The sequence below is a fragment of the Kitasatospora sp. NPDC048298 genome (assembly GCF_043201465.1).
In the GTDB taxonomy this organism is placed as follows: Bacteria; Actinomycetota; Actinomycetes; order Streptomycetales; family Streptomycetaceae; genus Kitasatospora.
The window spans coordinates 25,599-44,185 of record NZ_JBICYZ010000083.1 but is presented as its reverse complement, the minus strand read 5'-3'; the positions used below and the strand labels follow the sequence as shown (position 1 = coordinate 44,185).

Here is an 18,587-nt window from a genome sequence, read left to right as displayed (position 1 = left end):
TTTTTCGGGGCGGGCCACACCACCCCCGGGGGGGGCGGGGGGGGGGGGCACCCCCCCCCCCCCCCCGGGCCCCCCCCGCGGGGGGGGGCGGGGGGGGCGGGGGCCCCCCCCGCTACTCCCTACCCGTACCGCCCACACCGTCACCCGATCCCCCGGCGGCCGGGGCCGCCCACTGGCCGTCGACGAGCGCACCGGCACCTCCGTTCCCTACCCGGGGCTGCCCGACTCGGAGCGCCGGAAGGCGTCGACAACTGCCGTGCGGGGAAAGGCCCGTCCTCCCGGTGGGGCGGGAGGACGGGCCCGGGTGGAAGGACGGACCGGAGCGGTCAGTGGCGGGTCAGCGGCGGGAGGGGCCGCTCGTGGTCGGGCGAGGTGACGAGGACCGGGCCGGTACTCGAGGGGGTGGTGCCGGCGCGGACGGGCAGGCCGCCCGGGACGGCGTACATCGCCTCGTCGAAGGCCCGGCCGTCGGCCGGGGCCCTGCCGACCGCGAAGACCGCCACCGCCCTGCCGTCGAGGACGGAGGTGGAGAGGTAGTCGCCGACCATGCTGCCCCCGGTGGTGGCGGCGATCCGGGACAGCGGCATCGGGCCGGCGACGGTCAGCGGTGTGCTCCAGGTGGCGCCGCCGTTGGCGGAGGAGACGAAGCCGACCTCCAGCCGGCAGGTGACGTCGGTGCAGTCGGCCTCCGGGTAGAAGTAGTAGTACAGCCCGAGCTTGGCGGTGGGGCCGGCGGTGGCGCGGTCGACGCCGAGGCCGGGCAGGAAGTGGTCGGCGCCGCTGGTGGTGGGGTCGATCGGCACCCTGGTCACGGCGGACCAGGTGGTGCCGTCGGGCGAGGTCGCGTAGACGATGTCGTTGGCCGAACAGCCGGCGCGGAAGCGGCAGTCCTGCCAGGCGACGTAGACCCTGCCGTCGGCGTCGATCTCCGCCGAGGGCAGGCCCTCGCCGTCGCGCAGGCCGCCCGCGACCTCGTGCGCGGAGACGTCCGCGACCAGGACCGTGGCGCCCCAGGACCTGCCGCCGTCGGTGGAGGTGAAGGAGCGGATCGAGGTGGTGTCGGTCGAGAAGGGGACCACGACCGTGCCGTCCGGCCGCACCAGCGGCTGGCCGCCGAGGCCCAGGTTGACGCCGGACGGGGAGGCCGGGGCGGACCAGGTGGTGCCGCCGTCCCGCGAGACGGACATGACCATCAGGTCGTCGGAGGACGGGATGTCGACCTCGATGTAGCAGGTGCCGAAGTGGCGGCTGGTCGGAGTGTTGTCGCAGACGATCCACTCCTTGTCGTAGGCCTGGCCGTCGAAGCCGACCGCCGGCACCGGGTCCCGCCAGCTCCGGCCGTCGGCGGAGCGGCTGACGGTCACGCCCACGGGGTTGCGCCCCGAGTCGATGACCAGACCGGCGACCATCCAGGTGCCGTGCCTGGCGTCGTAGGCGACCGACGGGTCGGAGGCGCGGGCCCAGCGGCCGCCCTGCTGGACGGTGATGCCGGGCAGGATGCCCTGCCGCCAGCTGACGCCGCCGTCCATCGAGGTGCTCCAGCCGAGGCCGGCCGCGCCGCCGTCGACGAACCGCCCGACCTGGAAGGAGGAGACGATCGTGCCGCCCTGGGCGAAGGTGTCGGGCTCCACCTCGGTGGCGTGCTGGCTGCCGGTGTCGGTGAGCGGATCGGCGCTCACCCGGACCAGGCTCGGCCCGACGGCGGCGACTCGGGCTGGGGCAGCCGAGGTGGGGGTGGCGGCGCTCGCGGCCGCCGGCGCGGTGCTCCAGACGGCGCCGGCCAGGGCGAGGGCGGCGGCCGCGACGGCGGCGAACGGCCGCCGCCAGGGGGTGGGGGTGCGCGGGTGCTTCATCCGAAGCTCCTTTGCGTGGGGGTGGGAGTACGGACGACGGGGGCGGGCGCGGTCCGGGGGCACGGCGCCCACCCCGGCTGGTGCGTACGGTCAGCAGAGCGCGGCAGCGTCGGACCGAGCGTCCGGGGATGTCCGACGGTGATGGCGGCCGTCCTCCGGACCCGGCCGGAGGAGGCCATGCGGCAGCCGGAAAGCGCCCGGCCGACGAGAAGTGGAGGACCTTCGTGCGGAAGCGCACGTATGTCCGCAAATCGGTAGTGTGAGCCCGGCCATGACATCACACAAGACATGTGACCGAACTCACAGAAAATCAGGCCGGACACCCATCGCCCGGATCTCCGGGGCGAATACCGATGGCTTGTCATCCGTTTTCGGCGGCCCGGACGTCCTGGGGACATGAAGCGCGAATCGATCCGCCCGGGGGGCTCCGGGCCCGACCCGTTCGACGAGTTCGTCGCAGCGCGGTACCAGGCCCTGCTCCGGGGGGCCTACTTGATCACGGGGGACGTCCACGACGCCCGCGACCTGCTGCACGACGCCCTGGCCCAGGTGTACCCGAAACGTTCGGCGATCCGGGACGTGGCGGCGACCGAGGGGTACGTCCGCAGGACGATGGTCCGCACCCACGTGTCGCGATGGCGGCGGACCAGACGCGAGGTGCTCACCTCCGCGCTGCCGGACGGGCCGGCGGTTCAGGAGGCCGAGCGGGACGACGAGCTGGCGGCGGCACTGGCCGGGCTGCCGCGACGGCAGCGGGCGGCCGTGGTGCTGCGCTACTACTTGGACCTGCCGGTGGCGCAGGTGGCGGAGGAGCTGGGGTGTTCGGTGCCCACGGCGAAGACCCACCTCGCGCGCGGAATCAAGGCGCTTCGACAGGAGATGGAACCGGTGAGGGAGTTGGTGAGTCGTGAGCGCTGAGGACAGGTTCGAGGAGGAGCTGGTCACCCGGCTCGGAGCGCATGCCGCGGGCATCGGCGGCAGCCCGCCGCTGGCCGAACTGCACGAGGCCGGCCGGCGCCGGGCCCGACGGCAGGCGGTCGTGCGGGGGGTGACGGCAGTGGCGGTGCTGGCCGTCGGAGCGGGGGCGTTGACGCAGCTCGTCGGCGGCCTCGGGGCCGGCCGCACGGGGGCGGCCGGCGTGGGCCTGGGCACGACGAGCCCGTCGCCGAGCGCGACGATGCCGGGACGCGTGACCGTGATGCTGAACTGCACGAACGGGCCCTCGTCGATGCGGACGCCGGGCTGGCACCAGCACGACTCCCGGCTGCCGCCGAGTCCGCCGTCGGGCCTCCCCTCGGACGGGACGCCGTCGTCCGGCCTTCCGGCGACGGACCGGCCCTCGTCGGGGATGACGTCGACGGGCGATCCGACGACCGGCGGCCCGACGACCGGGGCCCCGACAACCGGCGGCCCGACGACCGCGGCCCCGACCTCCGACGCCCCGTCCACGCCCGGCTCGTCGTCGACCTGGCCCACCGCCTCGGGCTCGCTGTCGCCGTCGCCGTCGTCAGCGTCAGCGTCAGCGTCAGCGTCGATGTCGGAGGATCCGGCGGAGCTCACCTTGAACCGGGCCGGTCAGGCCATCGAGGGACTGGCGATGACCGACTACCCGGACCAGTACTTCGGCACCTGCCGCGACCGGAACACGAACACGCTGTACGTGATGCGCGTCCCCGGCGGCGGCCTGGACGCCGCCGTGACCCGCATGGCGGCGCCCACGGTGAAGGTGGCGTTCGCCGACGCCGCCGGCTCCCGTGGCCAGCTCATGACGTTCCTGAACCGGATCCGCGCGGACACCGAGGAGTGGCGGGCCAAGGGCGTGGAGATCGAGGCCCTGACACTCGCCATCGACGGTAGCGGCGTGATCGTCGACACCCCGCAGTGGCAGTCCGCGGCGGCGGACATCAAGGCGAAGTACGGTCCCCTGGTGGCCGAGGTCCGCTGACGACTGGCGCCGTAACACCCCTTGCCGTCAAGGGACTTGACGCCAGGAACCACAGCACCTGGCCGGCGGACCACCGGACCGCCGGACCACCCGCTGACGGCAGGCCCCGCACCCCCATGTGCGGGGCCTGCCGGTGCTGCACCGGTGCCCGGCCAGGCGTCCCCGTCAGGCGTCCCGGAGAGGCCTCAGGAGACGAGCACCTCGTCCTCGCGCGCACCGGCCACCGGAGCGGCGACGGCACGCTTCCGGCCGAGGCCGAAGGCGGTGACGACCGCCCCGAGGAGCACCGCGCCCACCGGCACGGCGAGCGCCGCGTGGAAGCCGTCCAGCTTGTCCCGGACGGTGCCGTCGGCCTTGGTGGCGGCCAGGTTGACGGTGGTGACGACGGAGAGGCCGAGCGCCGCACCGAACTGGAACGAGGTGTTGACCAGGCCGCCGGCCAGGCCCTGCTCGGCCTCCTCGATCCCGTCGGTGGCCGCGATGGTGAGCGGGCCGTAGGCGAGCGAGAAGGCCATGCCGGTGAGGATCATGGTCGGGAACATCGCCGCGTAGCTCCAGTCGAGGCCCACCGGCAGGAACAGCGCGTAGGACACCGCGGCCAGCAGGAAGCCGCCGAGGATGACCTTGACGTTGCCGAACCGGTCGACCAGCTTCGGGGTCAGGGTCGGGGCGAGGATCGCGTCGCATCCGACCGCCAGCAGGGCGAGACCGGTCTGCAGCGGGCTCCAGCCGCGCAGGTCCTGGAGGAACAGGGTGACCACGAACTGGAAGCCGAAGAACGAGCCGGCGAAGAGCATCGCACCGAGGTTGGCGCGCACCAGCGGGCCGGAGCGCAGGATGCCCAACCGCACCAGCGGCGTGGCCGAGCGCCGCTCGGCGACGACGAACAGCACCAGTAGGAGCAGACCGCCGCCCAGGATCGCCAGGGTGACCCCGAGCTCGGCGTCGGACTCGCCGAAGCGGACCACGGCGTAGACGAGCAGCAGCATCGCGCCGGTCGCCGTGATCGCGCCCAGGACGTCGAACCGCTCGCTCGGGTCGCGCTGCGGCGGCGCCTCCCGGGGGATCAGCACCAGGGCCCCGAGCAGGATCGATCCTGCCAGTATCACCGGGGCGAAGAACACCCAGCGCCAGCTGATCCCGGTGAGCAGACCGCCGACCACCAGGCCGAGCGAGAAGCCCGCCGCGGCAGTGCCCGCGTAGAGCAGCAGGGCCCGGTTGCGCTGCGGGCCCTCCGCGAAGGAGGTCGTGATGACGGCCAGGCCGGCCGGCGTCATGAAGGCCGCCGACAGACCGGTCACGAAGCGCGCGAGGATCAGGATCCAGCCCTCGGTGGCGAATCCGCCGAGACCGGAGAAGAGCACGAAGGTGGTCAGCCAGAACAGGAACATCCGCCGGCGGCCCAGAAGGTCGGCGGTGCGGCCGCCCAGCAGCATGAAGCCGGCGTAGCCGAGGACGTAGGCGCTCAGCACCCAGCTGAGCGCCCCGGTGGACATGCCCAGGTCGGCGCGGATGGAGGGCAGCGCCACGTTGAGCATCGCGACGTCGATGCCCTCCAGGAAGATGGCGCCGCACAGGACGATCAGTACGCCCAGGGATCGGCCGGTGATCCGGCCTGAGTCGCCTTCCGGCGATGCGGTTCGGGTTGACACGGAGCTCTCCTTGCGAGGCGTCACGGAGCCCGGGACCGGACGGCCGGGGTCGGTTCCCGCACGGCCTGCCAGTTCCCTCTTGTAAGCAGTCGCCATCCTGCGGCAGCATGAGGAACCGTGGAAGAAGGCACTTCGAAGTTACCGACGCACTGCACGGATACCGACGGCGACTACGCGGTCCTGCAATGGGACACGCGTGAGGACTGCGAAGTCCGCCAGATCCTCGACCGGATCGCCGACAAGTGGTCGCTGCTGGTCATCGCCCTGCTGGACCGGCGCTCCCTGCGCTTCACCGAACTGCGCCGTGAGATCGACGGCATCAGCCAGCGGATGCTCACCGTGACGCTCCGCCAGCTGGAGCGGGACGGCCTGGTCAGCCGCACCGTGCATCCGGTGGTCCCGCCCCGGGTGGACTACGAACTCACCCCGCTCGGGCGCACCCTGCACTCGACGATCCAGTCCCTGGTGGTGTGGACGGAACAGCACCAGAACGAGATCGCCAGGGCCCGTTCCCGCTACGACATCCGGTCCGACGCGTCCTGACTCCCGGCGTCCTCGGTGGTGCCGGCCGGGCCCTCGCCCTCGACCGGGCGCGGCGGGTCGGCCCCACCCGACAAAAGCGGAACCGCCGTACGCCGTACGCACCATGATCAGGCGAGGTCGCGCACGCGGCGGATCGGGCCGACCAGCAGGATCGCCGGGCCCGCCAGGCCGCACACGGCCAGCACCACCAGGGCCGTGCGCGGTCCCCAGGCGGTGGAGGCCGCGCCGGCCAGCAGCGCGCCGACCGGGGTGGCGCCCCAGGAGACGAACCGGACGGTGGCCATCACCCTGGGCAGCAGCTCCGTCGGGGTGTGGGCCTGCCGGTGGGTGCGGGCGACGATGCTGGTGACCACGACGCCCGCCGAGAAGCCCGCGTTGCCGACGGCGAAGACCAGCGCCGCCCAGCCCGAACTCGCCGCCGGGAGAAGGAAGGTGAAGAGCGCGGCCAGCAGCGCCGCCCACCGCAGGGCGCCGCCGCCGCCGATCCTGGACACCACCCGGGGTGTGAGGGCGGCGCCGGCCAGGCTGCCCAGGCCGCCGGTGGCCATCAGGGCGCCGACGGCGGCGGCCGGCGCGTCGAGGGTGTCGATCAGGAACACCGGGGTGAGCGTCATCAGCCCGCCCGCGACGAAGTTGACGACGGCGGCGTCCGCGGCGCACGGCCCGATCACCGGGTGCCGGGTGACGAAGTGCCAGCCCTCGCCGATCTGTTCCCGCATCCCCGTGCCGGCCGGCCGCCCGACGGGCCGCTCCGCGCGCGGCAGGCTGCGCAGCAGGGCGGCCGAGACCAGGTAGCTGACCGCGTCCAGCACCATCGCGGCCGCACCGCCGACGAGTTGGACCAGGACCCCGCCGAGCGAGGGGCCGGCCAGCTCGGTCGCGGCGCTGCTGCCGGAGAGCAGGCTGTTGCGGGCGGTCAACTCCTCCTTGGCGACGATCGAGGGCAGGAAGGTGGAGTTGCCGACGTCGAAGACCACGCTCGCCAGCCCGACCAGCAGGGCCACCGCGACCAGGTGCGGCAGCCCGAGCACCCCCAGCGCGGCCGTCACCGGCACCGTGGCCACGGCCAGCGCGCGCACCAGGTCCATCACCACCTGGGTGCCGCGCAGCGGGAGCCGGTGGACCAGGACGCCGGCCGGCAGCCCGACCAGCAGCCAGGCCAGGTACCCGGCGCCGGTGACCAGGCCGACCTGCCAGGCCGTCGCGTGCAGGGTGAGCACGGCGATCAGCGGCAGGGCGACGGCGGTCACCTGGTCCCCGAGCCGGCTCACCAGCGATCCGGTCCAGTAGCGCCGGAACACCCCTGCCGACGTGCGGAGTCGCGCATCCCGTCGCGCCTCCCGTCGCGCGCTCCCTTCCGCTTCCCGTTGCGCCGAGCGGTCCGTCGTGAGCGCCGTCCGCGTCGTCACATCCACCCTCGGTCCCACCCCTTCTGTCGCCAACCGGCCCACCCACCGGGTGGGGGGAGATCCCCGGCACGGCCGACACGCACCCCTGAGTCCGACACCGACCGTGACCGAGTGGCCGAATCCACCGCCCGCGACGTCCGGGCCCACGGCTGCGGCACCCAACGCCCGTACCAAGCGGCCGCGTTGGCGGAGTCCGCCACGCGGTGATCGGCCCGGCGGGATCGGCCGAGGACGCACTCGCCCTGATCGACGGGCTCCTCGCACACTGACGGCAGGCCGCCACCGGCCCCGCTCCGACGCACCGGGCGTCCGCACAGCCGCCCGGGTCCTGACGCGTCCCTGCCCAACTCTCCCGACACTCACACCCCAGGCGTCGACAACGCTCGACAGGGCCGGGCCCCGGATACAGCGGTGCACCGTCATCCGACAGGATGGGGTGGGTCAGCGAACGGAAGCGAAAGCGGAAGCGGAGGGAGAAGAGAAAAGCCGATGTCGAAGTACGACATGCTCGTCGTCCTGCCACCGATGCCGCCCGAGCGGTACCGCAAGGCCCTGATCGCCGCCCTCGCGCCGTACCACAGCGAACTCGAAGTGACCCCGTACCGGGACTACGAGCCGGCGGACCCGAACAGCGCGTACTGGGTGCGGGCGAACAAGGAGCGCGGCACCCTGCCGGACCGGGACCGCCTCGGCTGGGCCGAGGTCGCCGACGTGATGAACTCCCGGACCGGGCGAACCCCCGGTGACGACGGCTACCTTCACGTCGACGAGACCGGGCGCGGGTACTTCCTCACCACCCGTAACCCCCGCGGCGAGTGGGACGGCCTGTCCCTGCGCATCGAGGGCCCGCGCCTGCTGCACCGGCCCGACGCCATCGCGGACCCGCGGCTGGTCAAGCACCTCCACGCCGAGGTGCCCCAGGACCGCGACCTGCTCGGCGGCCTTCCCGACCGGTGCGACGGCGGACCGCGCGGACTGCTCGACTTCGAAGCGCTGCGTGCCGCACACGAACGCCTCGCCGCGGCCCGGCACGACGCATGGGCCGCGGGCGGCGACGAGCCGTGCGACTGGCCGTTCCGGTTCACCGAGGACCGGGCCCGGAACATCGCACGGGCCCGCGCCACCGCGGTGCCCGGCCACGCGCTGCTGCGGCTCGACGGCTCGTGGACCGACCACGACGACGCCGGCTACCTGCCGGACGCCAACGCCTACCTGGATGCCCTGGCCCCGGAGGCCGTCGTCCTGGACGTGTGCTGCCACTGCTGACGGGGCGGCGGGCCCGGAGCCCGCAACCCGCAACCCGCCGGACCCCGGTCGGATCGGAGTTCAGGACCGCTACTCGATGGGGCCGATCAGCCAGTTCCCCGGCGCGTTCTCGTCGGTGCTCAGATAGAACTCGGTGATGGCCGTCCTGAATTCCTCGTGGCTGATCACCCCGCTGCCGTCCCGGTCGAGCCGCCGGAACGCATCCCCCGAATGCTCGGGCGGGATTCCCAGGGCGCTGTACATGCGCACGTACTCGTCCTTGCTCAGCACCCCGTCATGGTTGGTGTCCAGCGCGCGCATCAGAGCGTCCGCGATCGCCAGCACCGCCTTCTCGAAGTGCTCCGGGGCCGTGACGTTGGCCTCCATGACGTCGAGGAACTCCTTGCGGTCGATCCTCCCGTCCCCGTTGGCGTCCCCGTGTGCGAGCAGCACTCGCCACCACTCCTCGAACGCCTTCCGCATCGCCGAGGCGTTCTCCTGGTCGTCCTCCGCGGCCAGCCCGCCGAAGAGCTCTCCCATCGCCTGGAAATCATCGTGTGTGAGCATTCCGTCGCCACCCTGGTCGAACCAGTCGAAGAGCATGCCGAACTTCTGCTTCTTCACCTTGACCGGCATTTCCTCGTCCTCTCCCCTGCCCGGCGACAGGGCGCGCCGCCCCGTCAGGACTTTCGGCGCACGTTAGATCGAAAATGAACGGCGCGACAATTGCTTTCCGGGAAAATCACGCCTTCGATGGAAGAATGCGCCATGAACGCATGATCTGCGCGCGCGAGGACAGGGCAGCACGGCGCCGGTGCCGGTCGACGCGGACGACTCGGCTGAACCGCCCGGGCTCACTCCTCCTCGTCGTACCTGTCGCAGCCGGCCGAGATCTCCTCCATGGGTGGTCTCCCTTGATCGTCCCGCACCGGCCGTGACCGACCCGTCGTCCCTCGACGCATCCCCGCCACGGCCGGGCCGGTGGACCCGGAGGCCCGTCGGGGTCGCCGTCGGTGATGGCGCCACCGGTGATGACGCCGCCGTTGCCGAAGCCGATCCACCGGGCCCTGCCGCCGAACGCCTCGGCCCGGCGGTCAGGGCGCCTCCGGCCGCCCTACGCCCCGGCGACGAGCATCCCGCCCATCGCCAGCATGGTCGCCGCGACCAGCCCGTCCAGCACCCGCCAGGCCTTCGGCCGGGACAGGACACCGGTCAGCAGCCGGGCGCCGAAGCCCAGGGCGGCGAACCAGCACAGGCTGGCCAGTGCCGCGCCCGCGCCGAAGGCCCAGCGCAGGTCGCCGCGGCCGGAGGCGAGCGAGCCCAGCAGGAGCACGGTGTCGAGGTACACGTGCGGGTTCAGCCAGGTCATCGCCAGGCAGGTCAGGACCGCTCGCCGGACGGAACCCGTCTCCGGTCCGCCCCCGGTGAGCACGGCCGCCGGATCCGGGCGCAGCACCCTTCGGGCCGCCAGGAAGCCGTAGCAGAGCAGGAACGCCCCGCCGACCAGGCCCACGGCGGTCAGCGCCGGCGGCCAGGCCGTGACCACCGTGCCCACCCCGGTCACGCCGAGCGCGATCAGCGCCGCGTCCGAGAGGGCGCAGATGGCGACCACCGCGAGGACGGCGTGCCTGCGGGCGCCCTGGCGCAGGACGAAGGCGTTCTGGGCCCCGATGGCCACGATGAGGGAGAGTCCGGTTCCGAATCCGGCGATCACGGCCGCGATGGTGCTGCTGTTCATGGCTTCGACCGTATGGACCGCGTATCGATGAGTACAGCTAAAGATTCTAAAGTAACCTTAGCCGTACTTATGGACGAGCTTCCCCTGGACCAGGTCCGGACCCTGCTCGCGGTGGTCGACGAGGGCACCTTCGACGCCGCGGCCGCCGCCCTGCACGTGACCCCCTCGGCCGTCAGCCAGCGCGTCAAGGCCCTGGAACAGCGCACCGGGCGGGTCCTGCTGCTGCGCACCAAGCCGGTACGGCTCACCGAGTCCGGCGAGGTGGTGGTCCGTTTCGCCCGCCAGCTGGCCCGCCTGGAACGCGACGCCCGCGCCGAACTGGGCCTGGCCGCCGAGCAGGGCCCGGCCCGGGTCCCGATCGCGGTCAACGCCGACTCCCTCGCGACCTGGTTCCTGCCCGCGCTCACCCGGGTGCCACAGGACCCGCCGATCTGCTTCGAGCTGCACCGGGAGGACGAGGCCCACACCACCGCCCTGCTGCGCGAGGGCCAGGTGATGGCGGCCGTCACCTCCTCGCCCGACCCGGTGGCCGGCTGCACCGCGCGGCGGCTCGGGCTGGCCCGCTACCTGGCCGTGGCCACACCGGAGTTCGCGGCCCGACAGCTCACCGGGGACCTGGCCGAGGACCTGTGTCACGCCCCCACCGTGGTCTTCGACCGGCGCGACGAGCTCCAGGACGAGTTCGTCCGGTCCCTCACCGGGGGGCGGTCGGGCGCCGGGCGGATCCGCCACCTGGTGCCCGCCTCGGACGGGTTCCGGGACGCGGTGGCCGCCGGTTTCGGCTGGGGCCTCGTGCCCGAACCGCAGGCCGAGCCGCTGCTGCGGTCCGGCCGACTGGTGGAACTGGCGCCCGCCCGGCCCATGGACGTCGCCCTGTACTGGCAGCAGTGGAAGCTGGATTCGCCCGCCCTGTCCACGGTCGCCGAGGTCGTCGCGACGGCCGCCGCCGAGGCCCTGCTGGCCGAACCCACCCGCCGCCGGCCATAGCCGGCCCTGGATGCACGGCGCGCGGCCGGGCCGCTGCCGGTGACGGCCACCCGCGCGCAGAGGGCCGCGAGGCGGACGGCCACCGGGCTGCGACGAGGAGCGGCACAAAAGGGAGTGACACCGGAAGCGCATTGCCGCGCAACGGATCCACGGCGGTCCGGCGGGTGCGCGGCCGTTTCCGGAATTCCCCGGAAATCCGTGCCGCCGGAAATCGAAGGCCACATCCGTGCCGGAAAATCAACATTTACTTTCCCGGAATCGCTCTGCATAGTGGTGGGTCGAATCGAGAGGGGGCTCTTCCTTGTCGCAGATCCACGGCAACGCCGCACAGCAGGTGGAGCTGGAGCGGGTGCAGGTGTCCGTCATCGGCGAGCTGTTCGACGAGCGGCTCGTCGGGGCGCGGGCGCAGCTGGGCCGGGTGCTCGCGTCGGCGGCCGGCAGCGCGGGCGAGGTGTACGAGCGGGAGGTGGCGGCCGGGCGGCTGGCGGGCGAGGTGCGCCGGCTGGAGGGCGCCGAGGGAGGGCTGGTCTTCGGCCGGATCGACCTCGCGGACGGGACGGTGCTGCGGATCGGTCGGCTGGGCCTGCAACGGGACGAGGACGAGCTGCCGCTGCTGGTGGACTGGCGGGCGGAGGCGGCACGGGCCTTCTACGAGGCGACGCCGGTGCACCCGATGGGGCTGCGTCGGCGCCGTCATCTGAGCCTGGCCGGCCGCACGGTGGTCGGGGTGAGTGACGAACTGCTGGACGGCTCGGAGCCGGCCCGCGGGGACGTCGTCGGTGACGGCCCGTTGGCGGCGGCGCTGCGGGAGCGGCGCACGGGTCGGATGGGGACGGCGGTCGCCACGCTCCAGGTGGAGCAGGACGCGATCGTCCGGTCGTCACACCGCGGGGTGACGGTGGTGCAGGGCGGGCCGGGCACCGGGAAGACGGTGGTGGCGCTGCACCGCGCCGCGTACGTGCTGTACGCGTTCCCGAAGGCGGCCGAGCGCGGCGTGCTGGTCCTGGGGCCGAACGCGCGCTTCCTGGACTACGTCTCCCAGGTGCTGCCCTCGCTCGGGGAGAACGACGTCGTCCTGGCGACGTGCGAGGAGCTGGCCGGTGTCCGGCCGGGTGCCGTGGGCGGGTTCGGGGCGGCGCGCCTGAAGGGCGGTGCCGAACTGGCCGACGCGCTGGCCGGGTCGGTCCGTGCGCGGCAGGCGCCCGGCGGGGACTTCACCGTCCGGGTCGGGCAGGAGTGGGTCCGCCTGGCGGAGGGGGAGGTCGCCGGGGCGCGCGAGGCGGCGCGGGCGAGCGGACTCGCCCACAACCGGGCACGCCGGCTGTTCCTGGAGCTGCTGGTGGACGCCCTGACCGGCGCGCTGGCCCGCGGCATGGCCGAGGACCTGGAGCGCATCGACGCCGAGGTCGCCCAGCTCACCGGCGTCGACTTCGACAAGATGGCGGCCCGGGACCTGCGCAACCTCGGCATCGACGGCGAACCCTCCACCGGGGCCGACGAGTTCGACGCCGACGCCGTCCGGTCCGCACTCCTGGACGACGCGTACGTGGACCGGGCCGTCGAGGAGCTCTGGCCGCGGCTGGTGCCCGGCGGGGTCGTCGACGCCCTGCTGGCGAACGCCGACGCACTCGCCGAGTACCTGCCGCACCTCACCGACGACGAGCGGGCGTCGCTGCTGCGCTCCCCCGGCGCGCCGTGGACCGAGGCCGACGTGCCGCTCCTCGACGAGGCGGCGAGCCTGGTCGACGGGCCGCCCGAGCAGGCCTTCGGGCATGTCGTCGTCGACGAGGCGCAGGAGCTGACGGCCATGCAGTGGCGGATGATCGTGCGCCGGTGCCCGGGGCGGTCGATGACGCTGGTCGGTGACTTCGCGCAGGCGGGCCCGGCGGCGACCGCGCGGGACTGGGACGAGGCACTCGCCCCGCACCTCGGCCGGCGCTTCGACCTGCGGACGCTGACCGTCAGCTACCGGACCACACAGGAGATCCTCGCCACCACCGGGGAGTTGCTCCACCGGATCGCCCCGGCGCAGCCGCCGGTCCGGTCGATCCGGCACGGCGACGAGCCGCGGTCCGTCGCGGTGGCCCCGGAGCGGCTCGTCGGCGAACTCGTCCGCGAGCTGCGGGCGCAGGCCGCCGCGCACCCCGGCGAGCTGCTCGGCGTCGTCTGCGCGGACGGCCGGGTGGCGGAACTGGCGGCCGCCGGGGTCGAGGAGTACGCCCGGCTGGTCCCGGCGTCGGAGGCGCGCGGCCTGGAGTTCGACGAGGCCGTCGTGGTGGACCCGGAGGGGATCGTCGCGGCCCGTCCCGCGGGCGAACGGGACCTGTACGTCGCCCTGACCCGCGCCACCAAGCGGCTGTGCACGGTCGTCGTCCGGGGGTCAGGGGCGTAGCGGGCGCCCCGCGCCCGGCTGAACCGATGCGACGGAATCCGTCGTCACCGTCGTTGCCGCATCGCACGGTCCTCTGCCGCGCGTCGCTGCCGGTCGGCCCTGTCCTTCGCCGCGTCCTTGCGGGCCTGGGCCGCGTCGGGGGGCTCCACCACGTGGTTGCAGTTGCCGCAGACGTAGCCCCCGCGCGGGCCGTAGGTGATCTCCGCTCCGCACTGAGCGCAGTTCATGCCCGACACGCCGACCTCCCGAGTGGTGACCTCTCGGGAGGTGGCGTTGGCCGGCGGGGGGACGACGTGCCAGCACGAGCCGCACACGTACCCGCCCAACGGCCCCTCGGTGGCCGGTTTCCTGCACTTGCCGCAGCGCGGAGACTTCATGGCTACCTCTCGGCGGGCTGGACGCTTCGGAGGAACAGCCTAGGGATGTGTTCCGGATGCACCCGGGTGGGGTTAACCCCACCCCTCGTCCGCCAGTAGCCTCCATGGCCGGCGGTACCCGCCGTTCCTAACCTGGGTCACGTCGACGACCAGCGACGATCCGCCGGCGATCCGCGAGGGAAGGCACCACCATGGCACGCCGCCACGACCGCTCCGAGTACCGGCCGACCGGGCAGAACGGGCCGACCGGGCCTTTCGATCCTTCCGGCCAGGCCCGAGCCGCGATCGAGTTACGGGCGGTACGACGCAGCTACGGGCGCGGCGGTGAGACGGTGCACGCGCTGCGCGGCATCGACCTGGCGCTGGCGCACGGCACCTTCACCGCCGTGATGGGCCCGTCCGGCTCCGGCAAGAGCACCCTCCTGCAGTGCGCCGCCGGCCTGGACGAACCGACGTCGGGCGAGGTGTTCCTCGGCGGCGAGGAGATCACCGGCCTGAGCGAGAACCGGCTGACCGAACTGCGGCGCAGCCGGGTCGGGTTCGTGTTCCAGGCGTTCAACCTGCTGCCCTCGCTGACCGTGCTGCAGAACGTACTGCTGCCGCTGCGCCTGGCCGGTGAGCGTCAGGACCGTGGCAGGGCGCGGGAGTTGCTCGACCAGGTCGGTCTGGGTGGGCACGCTTCACGCCGGCCGGGCCAGTTGTCCGGCGGTCAGCAGCAGCGGGTGGCGATCGCGCGTGCGCTGATCACCCGCCCCGACGTGGTGTTCGCGGACGAGCCGACGGGTGCCCTGGACACCCGCACCGCGCACGAGGTACTGGGACTGCTGCGGCACGCGGTGGACACGATGGGTGCGACGGTGGTCATGGTGACGCACGATCCGGTGGCGGCCTCGTTCGCCGACTGCGTGGTCTTCCTGGCCGACGGCGCCCTCGCGGGCGAGTTGCCCCACCCGGATCCGCAGTCCGTCGCCGACCGGATGGTCACGCTCACCACCGGCCGGGTGGAGACGGCGGCGTGAGCAACGGCCTCGCGCGCGCCTCGGTGCGCTTTCGGCCCGCCTCCTTCGCGGGCACGTTCATCGCCCTGCTCTTCGCCGCGGCGGTCATCATGGCCTGCGGCACCATGCTGCAGACCGGCATCACCGCCACCGTGCCCCCGGTCCGCTACGCGAACGCGCCGGTCGTCGTCGCGGCCGATCCGGACGTCGAGATCGTCCGCAAGGTCTCCGACAAGAAGGAGAAGACCGTCGACCGGCCCGTCTCCGACCGGGCCCGCGTGGATGCCGCCCTGGCCCGGCGCATCGCCGCGCAGCCGGGCGTGGCGGCGGCCCGCGCGGACTCCGCCTTCCCGATCCAGCCGGGTCCGGCGACGCCGGGCCTGACGGGGCGCGGGTACGCGGCGCTCGGCATCGCCGGCGGCGCGGACACCCTCGTGGAGGGCGTCGCACCCGGCGACGGCGAGGTCGTCCTCGACGCCGCCACCGCGCGCGCCGCCCACCTCACCTCGGGCGCGAGCCTGAGCCTGGTCGCGCCGGGCGGCAGCGGCACCTACCGGATCTCCGGCCTGGCCGCACCGCAGAGCGCCGGCCCCACCGTGTGGTTCGCCGACGACACGGCCGACCGGCTCTCCGGCCACCCCGGCCGCGTCGACGCCGTCGCCGTCCAGCCACACGAAGGCGTCAGTGCCGGGGACCTCGCCCGGCAACTGCGCGACGCGCTGCGCGACACCGCCGACCGGAAGGCCGCCGGAGCATCCCAGCCCGCCGCCTCCCCCACCGGGATCAGGGTGGTCACCGGCGACGCCCGCGGATCCGTCGAACAGCCGGCGCTCGGGGCCGGCCGGACACTGCTCATCGCGATCGGCGGTTCCTTCGGCGGCACCGCGACCATGACGGCCGTCTTCGTCGTGGTGTCCACCATCGCGCTGGCCATCGGCCAACGAGCCCGCGAGTTCGCCCTGCTGCGCGCCGTCGGCGCGACACCCCGCCAGATCCGCCGCTCCGTCGCCACGGAGGCGGTGCTGGTGGCCCCGCTCGCCGGCGTGCTCGGCCTCGTCCCGGGCGTGGCACTGGCCCGCTGGTGGCTCGACGGCCTCGCCTCGCGCGGCGCCGTCCCCCCGGGCGTCGAACTGGACCTCGGCCCGCTCCCCGCGCTCGTCGCCGTCGCCACCTGCCTGCTCGCCGCACTGGCCGCCGGCTACCTCGCCGCCCGACGGCCCTCCAACCTGCGGCCCGGCCAGGCGCTCGGCGAGGCGTCGGTGCCGGTGGCACGAACGGGCGTGGTGCGGACCCTCCTCGGTGTGGTGGCCATCGCCGGCGGCGTGGTGCTGACCGCGGTCGCCGCCAACCTGAGCGGCGAGAACGCCGCCAACACCGCGCTCGGCGTGGTCATGTGCTTCCTGCTGGCCATCGCCCTGCTCGGCCCGTGGGTGGCCCGGATCGCCGCCGGAGTACTCGGCCTGCCGCTGCGGGCCGGCGCGGGCGGCGCCGGCGGATCACTGGCCGCCGACAACGCCCGCGCCAACGCCCGCCGACTGGCCTCCGCCCTCACCCCCATCGCGATGGTGACCGCCTTCTGCGGCACCATGCTGTTCATCCAGAGCAGCGTCCAACACGCCACCGGCGAGCAGGTGCGCGACGGGATCACGGCCGACCACGTGCTCGGCTCCACCGGCCCCGGCCTGCCCGCCACCACCGCCGAACAGGCCGCCCGGGTGCCCGGCGTCGACACCGCGATCGGACTGCTGCGCACCGGCGCCGTCTACCGCTCCGACGGCAAGCTCCGCTCCGCCAACGTCCTCGGCATCTCCGGCGACCCGGCGAAGCTGCCCCGGGTCCTCGACCTGGGGGTGCGGACCGGTTCGCTCGCCGACCTCGCCCGGGGCACCGACACCGTCGCCCTCGACGCCGCCCTCGCCGACAAACTCGGCCTCAAGGCCGGCGACCGCGCCTCCTTCTGGCTCGGCGACGGCACCCAGGCCCAGCTGACGGTCGTCGCCACGTACGAACGCGGGCTCGGCTTCGGCCAGTTGGTCCTGCCCCGGGCGGCCGTCGCCACCCACGCCGCCGTCGCCTACGACAGCCAGGTCCTGGTCGCGGACACCCCCGGCACCGACCACGCCGACATCGCCACCCGCCTGGCGAACCTCGCCGCCGACACCTCCGGCACCGCAACCGCCACTCCCGGCGCACTCACCGTGGCCGACCGCGCCGGATACCTCGCCCAGACCGACCGCAGGCGCGCGGCCGGCGACTGGGCGAACTCCGTCATGGCGGGCGTCCTCGGCGGCTTCGCGGCGATCACCGCCGCCAACACCCTGGTGATGACCGTCCTCGACCGCCGCCGCGAAGTGGCCCTGCTACGCCTCACCGGCGCCACCCGCCGCCAGGTCCGCGGCATGATGCGCTGGGAGGCCCTGCTCGTGGCCGCGGCCGGCCTGCTGCTGGGCGGCGCCATCGCCTGGATCACCCTCGTCCCGATCGCCCGCGGCCTCGCCGGCACCGCACCGTACGTCCCGCCGGGCACCGCCCTGACCCTGGCCGCCGCGGCCGTCGCACTCTGCCTCGCCGCGACAGCCCTGCCGACCCGGGCCCTGCTGCGCACCCGCCCGCTCGCGACGGACGGCTGAACCACGTCCGGGTCGGGCGGCCCGCCAGAGCCCCGCCATGTTCCCTCAGTCACCGGTGTGCCGAACGAACAGGTTCCGCCAGCGCTGGCTGAGGACATGGCGTTTGCCCGCCGCCAACGGCGCGAGTGCTTCGCGAGCGGCGCGGATCTCCTGGTCCCGACCACTCCAACTGTGCGTCGACGACGGGTCGCTACGGCGATAGACGGCGGAAACGGTGCTCCACTGCTGATAGCCCAGGACCTTCGCGAGTGCGACCCGGTTCTCCGCCCACGTCTGCGCAGCCGGACGTTCCTGATGACCAGCCGCACCGACACTTCCCGTTTCCAGGCGAGCCAGGTCGTCGTCGACAAGGCGGGCGCCCACGAGACCATCGGCCAGTTCCTGGCGGATCGTCGCGAGCCATCCCCACAGAGTGGAGATCAGACCGCCGACCACGACCCCGATGAGACCGAACCACGCAGCATCCACGCGTTGATGGTACGTCAATTGATCCGTATTTTGGTGCATTTGATTCGGAGAAGCCGGGGCGCCGCTACGCCCACAGGTAGCTCGATCGCGAGTGCCTGCGCAGCAGGAGGGCGGCGATCAAGCCCGTCAGCGGGCTCCGCCCGCGCCGATCCCGGTTCCTGGCGCTCCAAAGGATTTCAAGGTTTGCTTAGCGGCAAATTCATCTTGCCGGTTGACCTGAGTACGTACGCTGACGTACCGGCTGCCAGGAAGCGATGCCTATCGGCTCCAGGCACAAGCATCTCCGGGGATTCGTACACAGGAGACGTATCGTCAGGATCCGCCCTGGTGGCCCTACTTGCGCGCTTAAT

Annotated in this window: 15 protein-coding genes; 8 read left to right on the top strand and 7 right to left on the bottom strand. The window is 73.5% G+C overall.

Annotated features, from left to right (window positions below; translation table 11 throughout):
- Positions 1–326 precede the first annotated feature (326 nt).
- Positions 327–1,853 carry a sialidase family protein gene (locus ACGF0D_RS38365; protein WP_392924512.1) on the bottom strand — a complete coding sequence of 509 codons (1,527 nt, stop codon included), beginning with the start codon at positions 1,851–1,853 and terminating at the stop codon, positions 327–329.
- A 396-nt stretch (positions 1,854–2,249) separates the two neighbouring features.
- Between ACGF0D_RS38365 and ACGF0D_RS38360 the strand changes: the two genes are divergently transcribed.
- Both ACGF0D_RS38360 and ACGF0D_RS38355 read left to right on the top strand, forming a co-directional pair.
- Complete coding sequence (locus ACGF0D_RS38360) at positions 2,250–2,771, top strand: SigE family RNA polymerase sigma factor (protein WP_392924510.1); 522 nt, start codon at positions 2,250–2,252, stop codon at positions 2,769–2,771.
- Positions 2,761–3,798: a hypothetical protein gene (locus ACGF0D_RS38355; RefSeq protein ID WP_392924509.1), complete on the top strand. Its 1,038-nt coding sequence runs from the start codon at positions 2,761–2,763 to the stop codon at positions 3,796–3,798. The genes ACGF0D_RS38360 and ACGF0D_RS38355 overlap by 11 nt, the downstream gene beginning before the upstream one ends.
- Positions 3,799–3,983: 185 nt before the next feature.
- Here ACGF0D_RS38355 and ACGF0D_RS38350 read toward each other — a convergent pair whose 3' ends face one another.
- Positions 3,984–5,408, bottom strand: coding sequence for an MFS transporter (locus tag ACGF0D_RS38350; RefSeq protein WP_392924514.1), 1,425 nt, complete (start codon positions 5,406–5,408; stop codon positions 3,984–3,986).
- Between the two features lie 159 nt (positions 5,409–5,567).
- On the opposite strand from ACGF0D_RS38350, the gene ACGF0D_RS38345 reads away from it, so the two are divergent.
- Positions 5,568–5,993, top strand: coding sequence for a winged helix-turn-helix transcriptional regulator (locus ACGF0D_RS38345; protein WP_392924507.1), 426 nt, complete (start codon positions 5,568–5,570; stop codon positions 5,991–5,993).
- Positions 5,994–6,100: 107 nt separating this feature from the next.
- Here ACGF0D_RS38345 and ACGF0D_RS38340 read toward each other — a convergent pair whose 3' ends face one another.
- Positions 6,101–7,264: an MFS transporter gene (locus ACGF0D_RS38340; protein ID WP_392924505.1), complete on the bottom strand. Its 1,164-nt coding sequence runs from the start codon at positions 7,262–7,264 to the stop codon at positions 6,101–6,103.
- A 627-nt stretch (positions 7,265–7,891) separates the two neighbouring features.
- Between ACGF0D_RS38340 and ACGF0D_RS38335 the strand changes: the two genes are divergently transcribed.
- Positions 7,892–8,668 carry a hypothetical protein gene (locus ACGF0D_RS38335; RefSeq protein ID WP_392924502.1) on the top strand — a complete coding sequence of 259 codons (777 nt, stop codon included), beginning with the start codon at positions 7,892–7,894 and terminating at the stop codon, positions 8,666–8,668.
- A gap of 69 nt (positions 8,669–8,737) precedes the next feature.
- On the opposite strand, the gene ACGF0D_RS38330 is transcribed toward ACGF0D_RS38335, so the two are convergent.
- Positions 8,738–9,283 (bottom strand): EF-hand domain-containing protein, encoded by a 546-nt coding sequence (locus ACGF0D_RS38330; RefSeq protein ID WP_392924500.1) that lies wholly within the window; start codon positions 9,281–9,283, stop codon positions 8,738–8,740.
- Between the two features lie 478 nt (positions 9,284–9,761).
- Positions 9,762–10,385 (bottom strand): LysE/ArgO family amino acid transporter, encoded by a 624-nt coding sequence (locus ACGF0D_RS38325; protein WP_392924497.1) that lies wholly within the window; start codon positions 10,383–10,385, stop codon positions 9,762–9,764.
- A gap of 69 nt (positions 10,386–10,454) precedes the next feature.
- Between ACGF0D_RS38325 and ACGF0D_RS38320 the strand changes: the two genes are divergently transcribed.
- The gene (locus tag ACGF0D_RS38320) at positions 10,455–11,372 is read left to right on the top strand and encodes a LysR family transcriptional regulator ArgP (protein ID WP_392924495.1); all 918 of its coding nucleotides are present in this window, start codon (positions 10,455–10,457) and stop codon (positions 11,370–11,372) included.
- 301 nt (positions 11,373–11,673) lie between these two features.
- Positions 11,674–13,764, top strand: coding sequence for a HelD family protein (locus tag ACGF0D_RS38315; RefSeq protein WP_392924492.1), 2,091 nt, complete (start codon positions 11,674–11,676; stop codon positions 13,762–13,764).
- 44 nt (positions 13,765–13,808) lie between these two features.
- Here the strand turns inward: ACGF0D_RS38315 and ACGF0D_RS38310 are convergent, their stop codons facing one another.
- Positions 13,809–13,991, bottom strand: coding sequence for a hypothetical protein (locus ACGF0D_RS38310; RefSeq protein ID WP_392875901.1), 183 nt, complete (start codon positions 13,989–13,991; stop codon positions 13,809–13,811).
- A gap of 341 nt (positions 13,992–14,332) precedes the next feature.
- Here ACGF0D_RS38310 and ACGF0D_RS38305 point away from each other — a divergent pair, with 341 nt between their 5' ends.
- The gene (locus ACGF0D_RS38305; protein ID WP_392924489.1) at positions 14,333–15,160 is read left to right on the top strand and encodes an ABC transporter ATP-binding protein; all 828 of its coding nucleotides are present in this window, start codon (positions 14,333–14,335) and stop codon (positions 15,158–15,160) included.
- The gene (locus tag ACGF0D_RS38300) at positions 15,157–17,769 is read left to right on the top strand and encodes an ABC transporter permease (RefSeq protein ID WP_392924486.1); all 2,613 of its coding nucleotides are present in this window, start codon (positions 15,157–15,159) and stop codon (positions 17,767–17,769) included. The genes ACGF0D_RS38305 and ACGF0D_RS38300 overlap by 4 nt, the downstream gene beginning before the upstream one ends.
- 45 nt (positions 17,770–17,814) lie before the next feature.
- On the opposite strand, the gene ACGF0D_RS38295 is transcribed toward ACGF0D_RS38300, so the two are convergent.
- Positions 17,815–18,237 carry a hypothetical protein gene (locus tag ACGF0D_RS38295; protein ID WP_392924483.1) on the bottom strand — a complete coding sequence of 141 codons (423 nt, stop codon included), beginning with the start codon at positions 18,235–18,237 and terminating at the stop codon, positions 17,815–17,817.
- Between the last annotated feature and the right edge of the window lie 350 nt (positions 18,238–18,587).